This is a genomic window from Clostridium thermarum (genome assembly GCF_006351925.1).
Lineage (GTDB): Bacteria > Bacillota > Clostridia > Clostridiales > Clostridiaceae > Clostridium_AU > Clostridium_AU thermarum.
The window spans coordinates 2662173-2679931 of sequence record NZ_CP040924.1 but is presented as its reverse complement, the minus strand read 5'-3'; the positions used below and the strand labels follow the sequence as shown (position 1 = coordinate 2679931).

The following is a 17759-nucleotide window of genomic DNA, read 5'->3' as shown; positions in this document are numbered from 1 at the left end:
ATCATCTTAGTAATTCTAGGATTGGTACAAAATATCCAAGGTATTTATTCAAACACAATAATGCAGAGCGCTATACCAAAGGAATACTTTTATTGGAATAGGAGCATCATTTTTTGTTGCTGCAGTAATTTTAGTAGGTATATGTAGTATTCATATTAAAAGGCGGCTACTTATTTAATAGAGCCGCCGTGGAACCTACATTCATAAACTTTTCTATAGAATAAACAAAATTAATAATACTGGCTTTTTCATTTAAAGTCCTCCCTTGATTAATTCATTGGCAGCAATAAGTTGTCCCAGCGAAACCCCGCCGTCATTGGAGGGGATCAGGCTGTGGGAGTAAACAGTAAAGCCTCCAGCTTCAAGTCCATGTATAACATTTTCAAGTAAATAGGCATTTTGAAATACTCCACCACTTAGTGCAACCGTATTAATGTTAAACCTATCTCTAATTTTATCACAAATTTCTACAGTGGCGTTAATGATTGAATTATGGAATTTAACAGATATAATAGTCGAGGACACTTTGTCTTCTATGTCCAACAAGATTCCATTAATAATCTTTTTAGGATTAAAAATGATTGTATCAGAAGCTTCTATATCATATGGGTATAAATCCTTAACAGAGTGTTGCGGGATTAGCGCCTCAAGCTCCATAGAAGCCTGTCCTTCATAACTAATTTTTGTACACTGCTTTAATATTGCAGACACTGCATCAAAGAACCTTCCCATACTGGAGGTCGAGACACAATTTATATTTTTCTCCAAGGTCTTTAATAAAGTTTTTCCTTGGCCGATTTCGCAAGATTCCGGCACAAAGTAATTTGCCATTTCATCAGGAGCTAAATCACTATATTCATAAAGATAGGACACAGCCATTCTCCAAGGTTCCAATATTGCTTTATCTCCACCGGGCATCGAAACTTGCTTTAGGTGCCCAGCCCGGGTAAAGCTTTTTAAATCACATATCAAGAACTCTCCGCCCCAAATACTGCCGTCAGTGCCATAACCGGTTCCGTCAAAGGCAACTCCGATTACAGTATCGGTAACCTTATTTTCTGCTAAGCAGCTTACTATATGGGCATGATGATGCTGCACTTGAACCATCTTAAGGTCGGTACTTTGTGCATACTTTGTAGAATAGTACTCTGGGTGCAAATCTGCCGCAATATATTCCGGCTTAAAGAGAAATATATTTTTAAAGTGCTCAATATTATTAACATAATGATTATAGGTTTCCAGATTTTCTAAGTCACCGTTATGCTGGCTCAGGAATAAAAAGTTATTCTTGGATATGCAAAAAGTATTTTTCATATTTGAACCACAGGCCAATATAGGCAGAGTTTCTTCATATACCATTGGCTCCGGTGCATAGCCCCGGGCACGTCGGATTAGCCGCTCCTTACCGCTAACTATCCTTGCAACGGAATCGTCCACCGGAATATGAATATCCCTGTCATGAAAAAGAAAGTAATCTGCTATACCCTTAAGATGATTATAAGCCTCTTCGTTTTTATATTCCAAAGGCAGGCCGTGTATATTAGCACTGGTCATAATCAATACTTCTACCCCAGCCTTAAAAAGCAGGTGATGTAAAGGGGTATAGGGCAGCATCACTCCTAAGGTATTCTGGCCGGGAGCAAGAGATGGGGATAAGGATTTCTCGCCATTTACAGTTTCTTTTAATTTTAACAGGACAATTGGTTTGCGGATACCGGTAAGTAAGGTTTCCTCTTCAGCACTGACATGGCAGTATTCTTTAACTGTAGCTATGTCTCTCATCATTACGGCAAAGGGCTTGTGGGGACGCTGTTTTCTTTGACGCAGCAATTTTACTGCCTCGTCATTTTTAGCATTACAACAAAGGTGAAAACCTGTTAAACCTTTTATAGCCCAAATATAACCTTCTTTTAGCCTATCTGCAGTCCAGCAGATTTTTGCATATTCGGAATTATTTTCAGCCTCATGAGAAATATCAATAATATTATTGAAATTATCTATTATATATAGGTGAGGCCCGCAGCTGTCACAGGCATTGGGCTGAGCATGGAACCTTCTGTCTCTGGGGTCCTTGTATTCTGTATTACATTCTTTACACATAGTAAACTTCTTCATGGTAGTCTTGTCTCTATCATAGGGTATAGCTTTAATTATAGAAAAACGAGGGCCACAGTTGGTACAGTTGGTAAAAGGATATTGGTAGCGGCGCCCATCAATATCATCTATATCCTCCAGACAGTCTTTACAGGTTGCAATGTCCGGAGATATCAGAGTGATGCTGTTTTCCTTTCTTTCACTTTCCTCGATAGAAAAGAAAGTATAATTTTGTATAGGCCGCTCTTCGGTAATAATTTGATCTATCTTTGACAGAGGAGGAGCATTAAACTTTAGCTCGTTCAAAAAGCTACTGATATCATCAGAGCAACCTTCAACGTCAATATAAACACCCTCGGAATTATTATTAACCCAGCCCGTTAAATTATATTTTAGGGCAGCATTATAGATAAAGGGTCTGAAACCAACTCCTTGGACAATACCTTTTACGATAATGAACAATCTTTTCATACTATACCTTCTTTTGCAAAATAATTTAATAAATATATTATTTTAATTAAGATTATTATATAATAAAACTAAGCTATTCATATAGATAGAAATTAAAAGAAAAGGGGAAAATTAGATGACAGATCCAAGATTAAGCAAGTTAGCAAAATTATTAGTGAACTATTCTACAAAAGTACAGCCTGGAGAATTTGTTTTTGTACAGTGTGACGAAGTGGCACTACCATGGGCAAAGGAAGTTATAAAAGAGGTTGTTAAGGCTGGAGGCCACGCTGAATATAGATTGACTTCAGAACAGATTGATGAAACAGTATTGAAGTACAGCAGTGAAGAGCAATTAAGAGAAGAAAAATTTATTCTGAAAAATGTACTGGCTAAGGCTGATGTTTGGCTAACAGCTTGGGGTGGTAGAAACACAAGATCCTTTACAAATATACCCGGTGAGAAAATGAAGGCCAATCTTCAAGGGGCTACCAGCTGGAGAAAGATCTATTCAGAAAGAATGGGGGACGGTTCTCTTCGTTGGTGCGGCACGCAGTTCCCAACACAGTCTGAGGCTCAGGAAGCTTCTATGAGCTTAAGTGATTATGAAGATTTTGTATACGGTGCAGGACTTCTTGATTCTGAGGATCCAGTGGCAGAATGGATGAGAATAAGTGCTGAACAGGATAGATGGGTTAACTATCTAAACACTAAGAAGGAATTACATATAATTTCTGAAGGAACAGACATTAAGGTGAAAATTGAGGGCAGAAAGTGGATCAACTGCGATGGCAGAGTTAACTTCCCGGACGGAGAAATCTTTACATCACCTGTACACGAGTCCATAAACGGATATATAACTTTTTCCTTCCCATCAATATATATGGGGCAGGAAGTTGAAGGTATAAGACTGGAAGTTGAAAATGGAAAAGTTGTAAAGGCTGAAGCAAAGGCTGGAGAAGAACTACTAAAATCACTGCTTGCTACAGATGAAGGTTCATGCTACTTCGGAGAAATGGCTATTGGAACTAACTATGGAATAAAAGAATGTACAAAGAATATCCTATTCGATGAAAAAATAGGTGGTACAATCCACATGGCAATCGGTGATTCTATGCCTGAAGCCGGTGGAACAAATAAGTCTTCTTTACACTGGGATATGATTTGTGATATGAGAAATGGCGGCAAAATCTATGCCGATGGCGAATTATTCTATGAAAATGGTCAGTTTAAAATGGAGATACTTGAAAAGTACGGACTATAAAAGTAAAAATGTAATAAAGAGCAGCCTGCATAGTAACAAGCTGCTCTTAGTACTCCTAATAGGAACGTCTTCTTCTGGAACCTCTTCTTATTACAGAAATAAGAAGTATTAACAGGGCTATAATACCTATAGCACCAACAACAACGCCAATGTAAAAGCCTGTATTGGCTGCTCTTAGGTCACTGGCTGAAATTGTTGGATATAGAGCAATTTCTTTTGTTGCCAAGGCATTTCTCTGAGTAACAACTAAGCTACCTATGGCTGTATCCTGTGAAAGAGCCCAAGGATCTATATCGTTAAGTTTAGTTTCATATTTTATTTCTGATTTATTTATATCATTTTCATAATAATTAACATCATCATTAATTACAACAGGCACTTCAATGGTCTTTTTTGGTCCAAAGAACTTAAGGGGCTTATATTCAAGAGTAACTGTGTCAATAGTAGTACCCTTTGGCTTTGTTACGGTTTTTTGAACTTTGTAGCTGTAATCTATAATAGCTTCCATATCTTTATACATCATAGTATCTTCGGCATCATAGGCAGCCTTCATAACAACGCCGACAATTTTTCTGCCATCTCTTTCATATACGGAAACAAGACATTTACCGGCTAAGGAAGTATAACCTGTCTTACCACCAATGTTACCATTTACTCCCACAAGCTTATTTCTATTTTCAACATATGCTGGCTGGCCGGTTGTTAATAGGGTAATCATGTCCTTTTTTGTTCCGGCAGTTTCTCTTACCCAAGGATTTTCCATAGCGGCTCTTCCTAACAGTGCTAGATCATAAGCAGTGGTATAGTGGTTATCATCATGAAGGCCGTTAGCAGTTACGAAGTTGCTATTATTCATTCCTATAGCCTTAGCTTTGTCATTCATCATCTTTATGAAGTTTTCTACATTACCGCCAACATTGTCAGCTACCATATAAGCTGCATCGTTTGCAGAGAAGAGCAGCAATGCTTTCATTGTGTCTTCTGCGGTGAAGGTATCACCAACTTTTAGGTTAAAGTATATATTAGTCCTTAAAGCATACTCAGGTTGCTTGTAAGCACTTTCAGTATAGGTTATTATATCGGATTTTTGCTTGTTTTCTGCCAATAATAATGAGGTCATCAACTTGGTTGTGCTGGCAGGGTATCTCTTTTCATCTATATTTTTTGCATAAATTATTTCACCGGTTTCATAGTCTAAGGTTATAGCAGAAAGACCGTTAATCTCCGGTGGATTTTCTGCTGCTAAGGGCTTAGCTGATGGCATAATTGAACTTGTAATCGATAAAGCCAATGTTAATAGTAATGAGAATTTTAGTTTTTTCATTTGCAAATACCTCTCTAAAATAATATTTATATTAAAGTTTCTAAAAATCAAATTTAATATCTTTTATATATTAATGCTTTTCTTTAATTATGTAAGCATAGATTTGTGGTAAAATATAATAAATGATAAAAAAACAACACTTGTCCAAGTGGCTCATATTAATAGTATATCACTTATGGCACAATTGAACAACTATCTAAAAGTATCCAATTTACATATGTATCGAAGCATTTTTAGGAGGAGTATATTTGAACAGTAAGGATATAATTAATATTTTTAAAGATAGAAAAGGAAAATCTATAAGAAGGTTTAAAAAAAGTTCCGTAGTTATACCTATATTAGAAAAGGATGGGGAAACCTACATTCTTTTTGAAAAGCGGGCCCTGAGCCTTAGGAGCCAACCGGGAGATATATGTTTTCCGGGAGGTAAGCTGGAGCAGGGGGAAGACTATAGACAGGCAGCAGCCAGAGAACTAAAAGAAGAGTTGGGCTTAGAGGATAAAGATTTTAACATATTGGGAGAAATGGATTATTTTATAAGTCCTTATGGAAATATGATGTATCCCTTTGTGGCGGAGCTATACAAAGACCCTGATAATTATAATACTGATGAGGTGGATCATGTATTTTACGTACCACTTGAGTTTTTCTTAAAGAACGAACCAGAGTGTTATACCATGAAGGTAGGCCCTCATTTGGATGAAAACTTTCCTTTTCATATGATAAGAGGAGGAAGAGACTATAAATTCACAACTGATAATTTAAATCAATATTTTTATAAGTATAAGGATTATGTAATTTGGGGGTTTACAGCCCTTATTATGAAGGTGTTTACAGATATTTTAAAAAGCGAAGGAGAAGACAAGTAAAATGAAGATATACACAAAAAAAGGTGATGAAGGCAGTACAACTAATATCTTAGGGGAAAAGTACTCAAAGAGTGATATTTTTATGGAACTCCAGGGCAGTATAGATGAGATTAATGCTCATGTAGGTGTGCTAAGGTGCAAGATAATAAAGGTAGAGGTCAATGAAGCTACCTACATAGGTTCTCTTCTAAAGACAATACAGTATGACTTGTACAAAATAGGAGCCGAATTGTCCAATAATTTTACTAAGGCTTTCATTAATGAAGATAATTTGAAGTTTTTAGAAGAGAACATCGATAAGATGACAGAAACCATGCCCCTGTTAAAAAAGTTTCTATACTACAGCGGAGTAGAAGAGGCGGTGTACTGTCATGTTGTAAGGACAGTAACCAGAAGGTGTGAGAGAGTTTTTGCAAGGCTTATCGAAAGCAGAGAAACAAAGGAATACGGAGCTTGTTATAAATATATAAATAGGCTGTCAGATTTCTTCTTTACACTTGCAAGATATATAAATTTTGTATGCGGAGTGGAAGAGGAAATTGTGCTCCTATAGATAAATCCATTTAGGAATATAAGCGATTTGATATTATATTGCTCTGTTATAAAAAAGTGTTGAAGGACAAGTAACATAGAAATACATGTCCTTCAACACTTTTATTCTAAAGATTAGGTATATAAACTTAAACTGCAATTAATCCATATTATACCATGATTACATTAACATTTATCATATTTTTTAATAAATAAAAGACATAACCACAATGGATTATGTCTTAAATAAGGTCACATTATCAAATAAGCTTTTTTAAAATAATAGAATACTTTTGTGTTCTCCGTTTTCTCCGCCATTAATTTTTTAATGAGCTTTCCTTTTGCTAATCCCAAATAAACCAAAGCTGACAAAAAGAACTGCGGTAAAGGCGGCTAAATACCATATAGAAACAAGTGTGGAGGGTACATAATATTTTAGGTATACGAAGGCCGCTGCAGCCACTACTGCCCAGAATAGGCTTACATAGGACATAGTGTTATTTTTTCTTCTCCAGGTATCCGGGTCTTTCATTGAGCCTAGAATTCTATCATGACTTTGGTTTTTGTCGGAACTCTTTACCACTAATACTTTAAAATATAAAAATGCCAGAATAAATGCTACAGAAACACCAGCTAAAACATAAGATAGAGAAATGCTTGTAATAAACATTGTATCACCTTCCTTTGGACTTATTGTTTCCCAATGTTGAAGAAAATATTAAATTTATCCTTGAACTAATTGGGAAATGATGATAGACTTAAATAAAACTGAATTTCAAAATACATGAGGGAATGCGGTGAGAATCCGCAACAGCCCCCGCTACTGTATTCACTGACGATGGGTACATAACCACTTGATGGAAATCAGGGAAGGGTACCAGCAGGATGAGGTGTAAGCCAGGATATCTTATGTATTTGAAGAAGATTGACTGCCTTCGGAGGGAGGGTAAGTGCTAAGCCTGCTACAGGTTTATTTACCGTGCCCTTTGGCACGGTTTTTTTATTGATTACATTAAAATGCTTAACTAAAAAGCTATTGGATTTTATTAGGGGGAACTATGAATAATTATTCTAAGGATATACATGTGTTAACTGCTCTTTGCTTTATACTTTTAATGATTTTTATAATATTTGCTACAGATAATCCACTGATTTTATTAAGTGTTTTCATATTTTGTGTTGGAATTTTTTATGAAACAGCTAATAGGACAAAATTTAAAGCAGGACTGAAGTACTTTTTGCCCTTTGCCCTTGTCTCTATAATTATAAATTTTGTATTCAATAGCAATGGAAGTATTGTGCTATTTAACATTAATAACAGAAGTTTTACCTTAGAAGCTTTAATCTATGCACTGGTATTTTCCTTTAAGCTTCTTTTAATCCTTCATGTTTTTTCCATCATAGAAATAATTGTGGATAATGACGCTGCAGTATCTTATTTTTCAAGCAAATTGCCTAAAGCTACTTTACTGTTGATGGTTTCTTTTAAACTTTTTCCAACCATGAAAAAACGAACAGCCAGCTTAAAGGAAGTATACAGCCTCCGGGGAGTTAATTACGATAAAAAAAGCCTGAAGGAACAGATCAAGAGCTATAACCCTATATTGGCAATTCTATTGGAATCCTCTATGGAGGGAGCTTTTGATATTGGGGAAGCAGCCTATGTAAGAGGTTTCTTAAGTGGAAAGAGGACGGTATATGAAAGACAGAGATTTGGGAAAAAAGATTTTATTTTGAGTTTTCATATTTTAATGCTTATAGTCACCTTTACCATTGTAAAACTTAAGGGCGTGGACAACTTTGATATTTATAATAATTTTAGTTTTGGAGAAATAATAAATTTCGGTGTTTTTATAATATGCTTTATTGTCACCGCATTTATATTTACCTTTAGTTTAAACTGGAATAGTAAGGAGATTAAATAATGACTTACATAGAACTTAGAAATTTAGACTATTGGTACCCCGGTGAGGAAACCAAAAGTCTTAATAATATAAACCTGAAAATCGAAAGAGGAGAAATCCTTTTTGTAATGGGAAAGTCCGGGTCCGGAAAGTCTACCATGGGCAAGGCTATAACTGGAGCGGTACCTCAATTTTATGGAGGAAAAATTAAGGGGGAGGTGCTGGTAAAGGGGAAAGCATTAGCAGATATGCCGCAGATGGAACGGGCTAAAGAGATTACCATGGTCTTTCAAGATCCGGAAAGACAGTTAATGATGAATAGGGTTCACAGAGAAATAGCCTTTGGACTTGAGAATGTGGCAGTGGCAGAAGGGACAATAGAGAGAAGGGTTTGGGAAGCTATGCAGTTTTCCAACATTACTGATCTTGCTCAAAGAGATATTATAACTCTATCCGGTGGGCAAAAGCAGCGGGTTGCTATAACCTCCGCCATTGCCTACCTGCCTGAATGCATAATTTTAGACGAACCAACCTCTCAGCTGGACCCATCTGCCGCAGAGGAAGTAATTTCACTGGTGAAAAAGATAAATGAGGAACTGGGGGTAACCATCATCGTAATTGAGCAGAGAATTGATAAATGGTTTGAAATTGCAGACAGGGTTGTAATTATGGATGATGGGGCAGTAAAATTCATGGGGAGTAAAGAGGAAATGTATGAGCAGACACAGGAGGAATTCTTTCCTGAATATCTGAAACTGGCTAAGCGAATGGAGCTTAAAAAGGCTCCGGAGAATTTTAGAGCCATGAGGAAATTAATTGCAGCTAAAGAATTTGTAATAAAACCCCTAGAGTATAAAGAACAAGGTAATACCGAAGAATGCATAAATATAAGAAATTTAAGCTGCAGCTACGGCAATATACAGGCATTGAAAAAAATAAACTTAACCATAAAGACCGGAGATTTCTTGGGGATAATGGGCTCAAATGGTGCCGGTAAGAGCACTTTACTAAGAACTATTATGGGCTTGAGCCCTTATGAGGGTAGTCTTAAGCTTTTTCACAAGGAAGTTAAAAAGCTTAGATTAAAGGAAATTTCAAAGATAATAGGCTATGTTTCTCAAAATCCAAATGATTATATATCCCAAGACACTGTCTATGAAGAGCTCAAATTTACTTTGAATAATTATGAGATTAAAGATTATTCAGCTATTGATGAAATACTGGAGAGGCTTGACATAATCCATCTAAAGAATAAAAACCCCAGAGAGCTCAGTGGAGGAGAAAAACAGCGGTTGGCTATTGCTTCTATACTGGTAACAAAACCAAAGATTCTTGTATTGGATGAGCCCACCAGAGGACTTGACTATAGTGCAAAGGTGAAGTTAGGGGAGCTTTTAGACAGCTTGAACCAAAATGGTACGACCATCTTGCTGGTCACTCATGACATGGAATTTGCAGCAAAATTCTGCAGAGAATTTTTATTGCTTTTTAACGGTAGAATAGCAGCTAGAGGAAACCATCAAGAGGTTATGGGGGAAGGAATTTACTTTACTACAAGCTTGAACAGGTTGTTCAGGGATAAGGCTGCAAATATGTTCATAGCAAATCAGTATGTGGAGATGAAGGAGTAATGAGAAAGTTTATCATGCTAGTAAGTATTCTGCTGATGCTTGTACTTATGGGTTTGGGATTTATATATGGCAGCAGAATGAGAGATTATAGTCTAATGATAATATTTGCTGTACTACTTATATTGTCCTTTAGCTACCTGTATTTTGAAAAAAGCAATATGGGAACAAAGGAAATTGCAATAATAGGAACCCTGAGTGCCTTTGGAGGTGCAGCCAGAGTGCCATTTGCAGCTCTACCTAATGTCCAGCCCACAACTTTTTTTGTGGCCCTGTCAGGCTATGTATTTGGTCCCTATGAAGGCTTTTTAGTGGGAACTACAACAGCCTTTATATCAAATATATTTCTGGGACAGGGACCTTGGACTCCTTGGCAGATGTTTGCTTGGGGGCTGATAGGCTTTATCTCAGGTACCATTGGTATTAAAAACTCCCATAAAAACAAGAAGATGTCTTCTGAAGGCTTTGCAATGCTGTGCTTTTTTTACGGTTTTATCTTTGACTGGATAATGAACTTATGGCATGTGCTTGGGTTTATACGTCCATTAACCCTTGAAAAGATTTTGGCAGCATATATCACTGGTTTAACCTTTGATATCATTCATGCCGGCGGAAACTTTGTATTTGCAATTATTCTCTTTGAAAATCTGTACAAGGTCTTATATAGATTTAAAAAGAGAGTGATCATAACTTATATAAAAGAATAAAGGAGATGGAATAATGAAAAGTAAAATTTCAAATTTCATATTGGCTTTTGTCTTCACAGTAACCCAACTATTATTTGGATATGAGGCAATAGCTAAGGCTGAAGAGGGGAGTTTTTCTGTAAAGGTAGTAGTAAACAGCTACGACAAAATAATTACAGAAGGAATATCAACAAAGAGCAACGCCCTGGAAGCCTTAAAGGAGGTTTTAGAGGACAAAGGTATTAACCTTACAATGAAATCAGCCTCTTGGGGGGGACAATACATAAGCGAAATTGGTGAAGTAAAGGAAAAATACTTTAATGGAAGTGACGGCTGGCTGTATACGGTAAACCGTAAGGGAGCATATGTAGATATTATGACTGGTATCGATGGCTTTAGCTTGGAAAGCGGAGATAAGCTTATATTGTATTATGGAGATTTTAACACTGCTATTGTAAATCATATTGTTTGCTCAACCACAGAAGAAGGTAAGGAAGTTACAATTTCTTTAAGCAATACCTATTTAGACTGGCAAACAGGTAAGCCGGTGGTAAATGCCATAAATGGCCTAAGCAAAGTTAAAATTGATGGAACAGAATATAGTGTTACAGGAAACTCCGTTACCATACCTCAAGGTTTAACCTATGGAAGTCATATTTTGGAAGTTAGTGACTTTCAGGCAGATAAGGTCCCGCTAATAGTGGCTGATAACAGTATAGTGATAGATTTTCAAGCTGACAGTGGAAAACCTCAGGAAGAACAGCCTATTGAAGAGGAGATTCCTACGGTTATAAAGGATATAGATAGTGAGTTTGCTTATGTAAGGGACTATATTAAAGACAATTCTGAGGATCCATGGGCGGCTATAACCCTGCAAAAGTTTGGCTTAAAAGCTGGAGAGGCCTTCATCAAAGAAAATGCAGAGACTATATTAAATGACGGTATTGAGTATTACTCAAATACTGACTTAGAAAAACTTATATTGAACCTCACTGCTCTTGGCTATACACCTTATAATTTTGCAGGAAAAGATCTTGTGGCTGAGCTTCTAAACAGAGAGATAGAGAACTTCTTGGTGAATGACGCAGCCTTTGCCTTGATTGTATATAATTACGCAAATGTTCAAGAAGAGTATAAGTTATCAAAAGAAAAATTTATAAACCACATACTGCAAAAGGTTATAGTAAAAGATGGAAACACAGGCTGGGCTTTTAGCGGAGATTCTATTAATCCTGACATAACAGGTCTAGTACTCAGTGCCTTGGCACCTTATAATAATGACAATTATCCCTCTGTAAAAGAAGCGGTATCTAAGGCTGTTGCCAGCCTTTCAAGGCTTCAGAACGAAAAGGGATATTTAGCTGATAACTTTGGTATTTTCAGTGAAAGTCAAAGCTTTGCTATCATAGGACTTGCAGCGGTAGGAGAAAATCCTGAGGGTGAAAAGTTCACAAAGGCAGAAGGAGATTTAGTTTCTGCACTTATATCCTTCAAAGGAACCGAAGGACAATATAAACATGAATTAACCGGCGGCAATAATTATATAGCCACAGAACAAGCACTAAGAGCACTTTACACCTTGCAGCAGTATAAAAGTACAGGTAAATACGACTTTTATGCCAGTGATATAAAAGCTAAGGAATTACCAGCATATAAATTTGAAGCACCTGGAGAAGCTAAACCCACATTACCTCAAACAGGTTCACCAATAGACAGCGAAGTACTAATTTTCTTGGGAATCTTACTAATTGCAATGGGTGCTATTATAGTAAACCGAGGCAAGATAAATTCAACATTAAATAATAGTAAATAGAAGTGATTTGGAAAAGAGTGATATATTGAAAAAAAAGAGTGTCTTAATTCTGGGAATGCTGCTTATATGTTCAGTTTTGTTTTTTCTCAGCAAAGGATTGCAGAAAAATACTGTTGAAAAGTTAACCGCTGACAATACGGAAACTCAGAATATCGAAAGCATTGATATGGCTAAGGTGGAAAATAACGAAAAGAACCTGGAGCAGAAGCCTAAAGAGGAAGTAAAGCCAGAAGAAAAAGAGGAGATAATAACTCCTACAACTGAGGCACCTAAAGATAGTACAAAGAACACTTCCGAAAAAGAGCCGCAGGAGAAAAGTAATACCACTCTACCACCAAAGGAAGACGCAAAAAAGCCTGACGAAACTAAGGGGCCGGAGCCCGTTGATGAAAAGCCAAATTTTATTATATTAGATACTACCACTAACAAAACAATATATAATGGTAACATAAAATACGATAACAAAAGGTCAGTATATGAGTATACTGTAGAAACCTTAGAAGTTGCAAAAATTAAAAAACATATAAAGTCCACCGGTTACGTAGCAATGATAGATAATCTTTTTGATTACCCTACCATGCCGGACAAAGCAGGAAAAGCCGATTGGGCTTCCTGCGGCTGGATATTTTATATTAACGGCAAAAAAGCCACTATTGGTCCAAAGGATTATGTGCCAAAGGAGACGGACATAATAGCTTGGAAGTATTGGAAAGATGCCTTGTATGAAAAATAAGTTCTGAGGGTGGCAGCGTGACGTTTTGTTTGCCACCTAAGGGTAAGAAAAAGTGTTTTTCAAGAATATGGAGTATATTTTTAGAACTATACGCAATTTTAAAATGCGTATAGTTTTCTTTTTGAAAAATATTTTTATCTACCCGATAATTTCTTACATAACTGCATGTTTAGTATTAGATAGTGAAATTTTTAGGGGGAATTAAAATGAGTATAAATAAACAAATCCAAGAAAAGTTTTGGCAGAATGAGTTTGTTCTAGAATTAAAACCGGAGGAGAGGTATTTTTACATGTATGTGATTACTAACACAATGACATCCCTCTGCGGCATATATAAGTTTAGTTTAAAATTGGCGGCGCTGGAGACTGGACTAGCTACTGATGTAATAGAAAAGCATCTAAGACCTTTGAAGGCCACGGAAAGCTTGTGATATCAAAGACCACAAAGGAAATAAGGATAGTAAATTAGTTTAAACATAATTTTAAGGCAAATAAGAAAACTATAGATTCTATCAATAAGGAACTTAAAGATGTAAAAGATAAGGTGTTTTTGAAGCAGCTATATGAAATTTGTGTGAGTAGACAATACCCGTTAGAGGAATTGTTTAATGGCGTAATGGTGGAAGATTTAAATAATGAAGAAAGGATAATTGTATGTGAAGCATTACCGGTAACACCTAATTACCATGAAAAAGCTGTACAAGGGACCACACAAGAAGAGTCAAAAGAGGCAATAGGGACTGAAAAGAAGTTATTCACCAATTTAGCAGGAAATACAATAATCCCAGAAGCCAAAGAACGAAAAGGAAAGAAGAAAGAAGACTTGGAAGTTGAAGCTATTGATATAACCTTTGAACAAGATGCAGAACTGCCCTTCGCTGGTACTACGGTTGCTTCATGGGGATTTGCAGAAGCAAGTACTGCATGATTGGATGAGTTTGAATATAATCTCCAAAATAGCTTTAAGAATTCTAGAAATACTTAGAAACCTTACTATTTATCCTTGAAGTGTAACTATCCAGTTTTATAGTTAAGTCCGACCAAAGAAATGATACCTCTGTACTTCCTGCTGTAGGTGTAATAAGGTATTAATAATGTACCTATTAATTTTTTGAATAAATTTAAATAGAAAGGCAACTAATAGTAAGAACGATACAGGTGAAGTTTGAAATGGACTTTTCAGAAATAGATAATAGATGAGCAGTATATAGGAGTTGTAGAATATACCGTAATATGAAGTTGAGAAAATATAAAAAATAATTAATGCAATTGGTATTATGTTTATGATGAGTTATAATAAGTATAAGTAGTTTAGAAAAATCATAAATTCTAATTAATTGGAGGAGGCATTTCATTGAAGTGGAGAATATGGGTACTATTTATTTTTGCTGGTGCTGGTTTTATACTAACAAGTATAATTTACTTATTTAAGATTGAATACTTTATATCGATACTATTTTTAGTCTCAGGTGCACTAAACTTTACCCTAGGTGTAAGTTTTTTGAGAAAAAGCAATAAAGCCAATAATTCAGAATAAAGTCAAACGAATACTGGAGGGGCAGAAATTTAGAAAATCAAAAGAATAACATGGAGGCCAAGCTAAGGGGCGAAATTGTATGTATCACACCAGGTTATCACCATAAGTGCTTACTAGTCTTAAAAGTAAGAGGAAACAAAATAATAAAAAGTTGGTTATAAAGGTATATGTAACACTTGTTATGGATTATGATATTGGAATAGTATTTCATTACCCAAATAATGTTAGTGAAATTTGGCAGATTTTGTACATCATGTGGTAAGGTTTAAAGATATAGTATATACTAAGTATGGAAGTGTCAGAGATATGTTGTTGAGGAAGATTGAAAATGAAGTTGAGAAAAATATTGATATTATAATAAATACATATGCATCAGTAAAAGCGATTTCAAAAAATAGAATAGAACCTGTATTTGAACAAGGGAGGAAGTACAATGGCAAAGAAAAAAACGGTTAAAGATAAACAAAGGGCCAAGTTAAAAGCAGTAAAGCGAAAAGAGAAAAAGCAAAATAAAGTTAACGATGGAATCTTGTATATATGTACAAACTGTGGAACTGAGGAACTTATTCCTGAAAATATTGTACAATATTTTGATATAGTTGATGATGGAGATATTAATGAGCCACCAACATTTAGCTGTGAGTCTTGCGGAGGAATAATGAGACCCGCAAAATACGAGGGTGTACACGGAATAACTTACGAGTTTTAAAAAAAGTTTTAGGAGTATGCTGACGCATATGCTCCTAAAGTGGAAACGTTTTATATAAATTATTCCCCAAAGGGGGCGTGGCGAAAGCCACTTTTTTTATTTTTGTCATAATTACTTAAAGCTCATAGCAAAAGACCTCACTCTGTAATTGACGTGATCTATAATTTGGAGAGCGAGGTGTTTTCTTACATTCCGGGCTCTCTTTCTTTGTGATTGTTTTGGCCAGCATATTCTGAGGCACTCTGATTATACTGATTTGATAAAATTGATTGGGTATCATTATTTTCAGGATTTTTTTGATCAATATCCTTCATCTTATCCGGATTAGTTTTTTCCATGCTTCTATAAGTCATTTAATCCACCTCCTAAATTTATTTTACCCAAAGCAAAGAAGATAATTATATAAAGAAATATTTATTTTTATGCTGGGTAACCTATAATTGAAAGGAGTTGTTAGGATGACCAGTATGCAAAATAAAATGAAATCTGATAATAATAATAAAAAAGAAGATGGACGATTTAAAAAGGTAAATAAAAAACATGATCCTCAGGCTGAAAGTGCCAGAGCAACTTTTAATGAACCAAAGGCTAAGGATTTACAATAAGGAGGGCAGGTTATGACACATAGAAAGAGTATAAAAGAAGATAAACCAATGGATAACAAAAGCAGAAGACCAGAGGTTGTACATGATGAAGAAATTGAAAAACAAAAGTCTAAAGGAGTAATTAGAGGAACGAGAGAATAGGGATATATATTTTTGTAAAGTAAAGTATAAAGGCTATTGCACATTAAAAGGAAAATGCGGCGTAGAGTAATTGACAGTTGACAATGGACAATTGACAATTAAAATGCTTGATATTTTTGTGTAATAGCCATTTTTGCGCTATCACCTGACCATCTTCCGCCTCAAGATAAATGTCGTACTGGCTATGAATCTAAGTAGTCCGGTAATTATAAGTGCATTAATTATACCAACATTGTTTAAAACAAGGTTGCTTACCAAAGGAGATATGGACAAGGTTATATTTGTACAGGTAGCATGTATTCCTACATATATAATTCTATCTTCATCCGGTGAAGCTTCCAAAAGGGAAGTTAGAATTGCAGTAGTAGTGCCTGCAGTAAAAAAGCCGGAAACTATCTGCATTAAAGTCATAAGTGTCAGGTTGTAACATAATGTAAATAGCATCGGTGTCAATGCCATACCAATAGTAGCTATAAATATAGCAAAGTTATTTCCCCGCTTAGTGATTAGCTTACTCCAGTAATTATAGCTAAAAAACATTACCAAGCTGGAGGCTATATTTATAACCATCAGCCACTTTTCGTCAGCTCCCAGTACGTCAATCTGGTATATATTGAACAAAGGCCATCCCATCTGCCAGGAAAAGTGGAAGGCAGAGGAGCAAAGCAGGAATATTATATAATTTTTGTTAGCGATGGCCTTTCTCAACGTTTCTTTTAGATTGATATTTGTTTTTACCACTGTACTATTTACTTCTCTGAGCTTGTAAAAGGTAAAAATTTCAACAATTCCGATAAGGAAAGCAATTATAAAAAAGATTTTATATCTGAAAATAACAATACTATTATCCAGATACTTGTTACCAAGAATCTGACCAAGAATCAGAAAGGCTATAAGCTGAGCAAGCGTAGAAAACTTGTTTCTTAGTGATATTGCTTTTGTTCTGTGCTTAGGACGAAAAATATCACCGGAATAACTCTGCAATGCCGTAACAGATATGGAGTCCGGAAAGTTCATAAGTCCATATACTAATACAAAAGCCATCGGTTGAGTATCAGCGGGTAAAAAAGTAATAATGACAAAGCTAAGAATTATGAATCTGCTCCAAATAAAAAAGTTTCCTATAGTCCTTCTTTTGTTATTACTATGATTAATCCACAATAATCCCGGTATTGTACTGAATAACGCAACGAATCCCGGCAGTGCATTGAAAAGAGACACATGAAACTCATTGCCCCCCAGTCTATATAAAAACTTAACGCCGTAGGAACGGGAAAAAGTGGCCATAAAGGTAAACAATATCCCGTTCAGTATATAGAATTTCAAATTATTATCTATTATAATATTTTTCTTAAAAGCTGCCTGTAATCTGTTTATCATTACTCTCACCCTGCATTGTCTAAAAATGCCTTTTCATATATTATGGTATGTCCTAAAAATTATACTGCTATAAAAGTATGCCGTCAATTGA

General features: G+C 35.7%; 20 protein-coding genes and 1 riboswitch. Of the genes, 15 read left to right on the top strand and 5 right to left on the bottom strand.

Going from position 1 to position 17759, the window contains the following annotated elements; translation table 11 throughout:
* Positions 1-252 precede the first annotated feature (252 nt).
* Complete coding sequence (gene hypF / locus FHY60_RS12115) at positions 253-2565, bottom strand: carbamoyltransferase HypF (protein ID WP_139905297.1); 2313 nt, start codon at positions 2563-2565, stop codon at positions 253-255.
* A 115-nt stretch (positions 2566-2680) separates the two neighbouring features.
* Between hypF and FHY60_RS12110 the strand changes: the two genes are divergently transcribed.
* Positions 2681-3808 (top strand): aminopeptidase, encoded by a 1128-nt coding sequence (locus FHY60_RS12110; protein WP_139905296.1) that lies wholly within the window; start codon positions 2681-2683, stop codon positions 3806-3808.
* Positions 3809-3863: 55 nt separating this feature from the next.
* Here FHY60_RS12110 and FHY60_RS12105 read toward each other — a convergent pair whose 3' ends face one another.
* The gene (locus FHY60_RS12105; protein ID WP_139905295.1) at positions 3864-5132 is read right to left on the bottom strand and encodes a D-alanyl-D-alanine carboxypeptidase family protein; all 1269 of its coding nucleotides are present in this window, start codon (positions 5130-5132) and stop codon (positions 3864-3866) included.
* A gap of 248 nt (positions 5133-5380) precedes the next feature.
* Here FHY60_RS12105 and FHY60_RS12100 point away from each other — a divergent pair, with 248 nt between their 5' ends.
* Both FHY60_RS12100 and FHY60_RS12095 read left to right on the top strand, forming a co-directional pair.
* The gene (locus FHY60_RS12100) at positions 5381-6001 is read left to right on the top strand and encodes an NUDIX hydrolase (protein WP_139905294.1); all 621 of its coding nucleotides are present in this window, start codon (positions 5381-5383) and stop codon (positions 5999-6001) included.
* Position 6002: 1 nt separating this feature from the next.
* The gene (locus tag FHY60_RS12095) at positions 6003-6554 is read left to right on the top strand and encodes a cob(I)yrinic acid a,c-diamide adenosyltransferase (protein WP_139905293.1); all 552 of its coding nucleotides are present in this window, start codon (positions 6003-6005) and stop codon (positions 6552-6554) included.
* 303 nt (positions 6555-6857) lie between these two features.
* Here the strand turns inward: FHY60_RS12095 and FHY60_RS12090 are convergent, their stop codons facing one another.
* Positions 6858-7202, bottom strand: coding sequence for a hypothetical protein (locus FHY60_RS12090; RefSeq protein ID WP_139905292.1), 345 nt, complete (start codon positions 7200-7202; stop codon positions 6858-6860).
* Between the two features lie 80 nt (positions 7203-7282).
* A riboswitch (cobalamin riboswitch) is annotated at positions 7283-7458 on the top strand.
* A 132-nt stretch (positions 7459-7590) separates the two neighbouring features.
* Here FHY60_RS12090 and FHY60_RS12085 point away from each other — a divergent pair.
* From FHY60_RS12085 to FHY60_RS12040, 10 genes are all read left to right on the top strand, one after another.
* The gene (locus FHY60_RS12085) at positions 7591-8457 is read left to right on the top strand and encodes an energy-coupling factor transporter transmembrane component T (protein WP_139905291.1); all 867 of its coding nucleotides are present in this window, start codon (positions 7591-7593) and stop codon (positions 8455-8457) included.
* Complete coding sequence (locus FHY60_RS12080; protein ID WP_139905290.1) at positions 8457-10067, top strand: ABC transporter ATP-binding protein; 1611 nt, start codon at positions 8457-8459, stop codon at positions 10065-10067. The genes FHY60_RS12085 and FHY60_RS12080 overlap by 1 nt, the downstream gene beginning before the upstream one ends.
* On the top strand, positions 10067-10771 hold the full coding sequence (locus FHY60_RS12075) for an ECF transporter S component (protein ID WP_139905289.1): 705 nt from the start codon (positions 10067-10069) through the stop codon (positions 10769-10771). Before FHY60_RS12080 ends, FHY60_RS12075 begins: the two co-directional genes overlap by 1 nt.
* Positions 10772-10784: 13 nt before the next feature.
* Positions 10785-12563: an LPXTG cell wall anchor domain-containing protein gene (locus tag FHY60_RS12070; RefSeq protein WP_139905288.1), complete on the top strand. Its 1779-nt coding sequence runs from the start codon at positions 10785-10787 to the stop codon at positions 12561-12563.
* 25 nt (positions 12564-12588) lie between these two features.
* A complete protein-coding gene (locus FHY60_RS12065) occupies positions 12589-13296 on the top strand; it encodes a DUF4430 domain-containing protein (RefSeq protein WP_139905287.1) in 708 nt (235 codons plus the stop codon).
* A 206-nt stretch (positions 13297-13502) separates the two neighbouring features.
* A complete protein-coding gene (locus FHY60_RS12060) occupies positions 13503-13727 on the top strand; it encodes a hypothetical protein (RefSeq protein ID WP_139905286.1) in 225 nt (74 codons plus the stop codon).
* A gap of 143 nt (positions 13728-13870) precedes the next feature.
* A complete protein-coding gene (locus tag FHY60_RS12055) occupies positions 13871-14224 on the top strand; it encodes a hypothetical protein (RefSeq protein ID WP_139905285.1) in 354 nt (117 codons plus the stop codon).
* A 426-nt stretch (positions 14225-14650) separates the two neighbouring features.
* Positions 14651-14833: a hypothetical protein gene (locus FHY60_RS12050; RefSeq protein ID WP_139905284.1), complete on the top strand. Its 183-nt coding sequence runs from the start codon at positions 14651-14653 to the stop codon at positions 14831-14833.
* 234 nt (positions 14834-15067) lie between these two features.
* The gene (locus FHY60_RS12045) at positions 15068-15289 is read left to right on the top strand and encodes a hypothetical protein (RefSeq protein WP_139905283.1); all 222 of its coding nucleotides are present in this window, start codon (positions 15068-15070) and stop codon (positions 15287-15289) included.
* Positions 15267-15542: a hypothetical protein gene (locus tag FHY60_RS12040; protein WP_139905282.1), complete on the top strand. Its 276-nt coding sequence runs from the start codon at positions 15267-15269 to the stop codon at positions 15540-15542. The genes FHY60_RS12045 and FHY60_RS12040 overlap by 23 nt, the downstream gene beginning before the upstream one ends.
* Positions 15543-15727: 185 nt before the next feature.
* Here the strand turns inward: FHY60_RS12040 and FHY60_RS17970 are convergent, their stop codons facing one another.
* Positions 15728-15895 carry a hypothetical protein gene (locus FHY60_RS17970; protein ID WP_163215732.1) on the bottom strand — a complete coding sequence of 56 codons (168 nt, stop codon included), beginning with the start codon at positions 15893-15895 and terminating at the stop codon, positions 15728-15730.
* A 114-nt stretch (positions 15896-16009) separates the two neighbouring features.
* Here FHY60_RS17970 and FHY60_RS17965 point away from each other — a divergent pair, with 114 nt between their 5' ends.
* Both FHY60_RS17965 and FHY60_RS18510 read left to right on the top strand, forming a co-directional pair.
* Positions 16010-16147: a CPC_1213 family protein gene (locus tag FHY60_RS17965; protein WP_203527677.1), complete on the top strand. Its 138-nt coding sequence runs from the start codon at positions 16010-16012 to the stop codon at positions 16145-16147.
* A gap of 12 nt (positions 16148-16159) precedes the next feature.
* Positions 16160-16288, top strand: coding sequence for a hypothetical protein (locus tag FHY60_RS18510; protein WP_279230395.1), 129 nt, complete (start codon positions 16160-16162; stop codon positions 16286-16288).
* 141 nt (positions 16289-16429) lie between these two features.
* On the opposite strand, the gene FHY60_RS12035 is transcribed toward FHY60_RS18510, so the two are convergent.
* Positions 16430-17668: an MFS transporter gene (locus FHY60_RS12035; protein WP_139905281.1), complete on the bottom strand. Its 1239-nt coding sequence runs from the start codon at positions 17666-17668 to the stop codon at positions 16430-16432.
* Positions 17669-17759 lie beyond the last annotated feature (91 nt).

Bases quoted from the DNA above. Each gene is read 5' to 3' on its own strand.
- FHY60_RS12075 (WP_139905289.1), top strand. From the start codon at position 10,067: ATGAGAAAGTTTATCATGCTAGTAAGTATTCTGCTGATGCTTGTACTT.
- FHY60_RS17965 (WP_203527677.1), top strand. From the start codon at position 16,010: ATGCAAAATAAAATGAAATCTGATAATAATAATAAAAAAGAAGATGGA.
- hypF (WP_139905297.1), bottom strand. From the start codon at position 2,565: ATGAAAAGATTGTTCATTATCGTAAAAGGTATTGTCCAAGGAGTTGGT.
- FHY60_RS12060 (WP_139905286.1), top strand. From the start codon at position 13,503: ATGAGTATAAATAAACAAATCCAAGAAAAGTTTTGGCAGAATGAGTTT.
- FHY60_RS12070 (WP_139905288.1), top strand. From the start codon at position 10,785: ATGAAAAGTAAAATTTCAAATTTCATATTGGCTTTTGTCTTCACAGTA.
- FHY60_RS17970 (WP_163215732.1), bottom strand. From the start codon at position 15,895: ATGACTTATAGAAGCATGGAAAAAACTAATCCGGATAAGATGAAGGAT.
- FHY60_RS12105 (WP_139905295.1), bottom strand. From the start codon at position 5,132: ATGAAAAAACTAAAATTCTCATTACTATTAACATTGGCTTTATCGATT.
- FHY60_RS12110 (WP_139905296.1), top strand. From the start codon at position 2,681: ATGACAGATCCAAGATTAAGCAAGTTAGCAAAATTATTAGTGAACTAT.
- FHY60_RS12090 (WP_139905292.1), bottom strand. From the start codon at position 7,202: ATGTTTATTACAAGCATTTCTCTATCTTATGTTTTAGCTGGTGTTTCT.
- FHY60_RS12095 (WP_139905293.1), top strand. From the start codon at position 6,003: ATGAAGATATACACAAAAAAAGGTGATGAAGGCAGTACAACTAATATC.
- FHY60_RS12035 (WP_139905281.1), bottom strand. From the start codon at position 17,668: ATGATAAACAGATTACAGGCAGCTTTTAAGAAAAATATTATAATAGAT.
- FHY60_RS12085 (WP_139905291.1), top strand. From the start codon at position 7,591: ATGAATAATTATTCTAAGGATATACATGTGTTAACTGCTCTTTGCTTT.
- FHY60_RS12040 (WP_139905282.1), top strand. From the start codon at position 15,267: ATGGCAAAGAAAAAAACGGTTAAAGATAAACAAAGGGCCAAGTTAAAA.
- FHY60_RS12080 (WP_139905290.1), top strand. From the start codon at position 8,457: ATGACTTACATAGAACTTAGAAATTTAGACTATTGGTACCCCGGTGAG.
- FHY60_RS18510 (WP_279230395.1), top strand. From the start codon at position 16,160: ATGACACATAGAAAGAGTATAAAAGAAGATAAACCAATGGATAACAAA.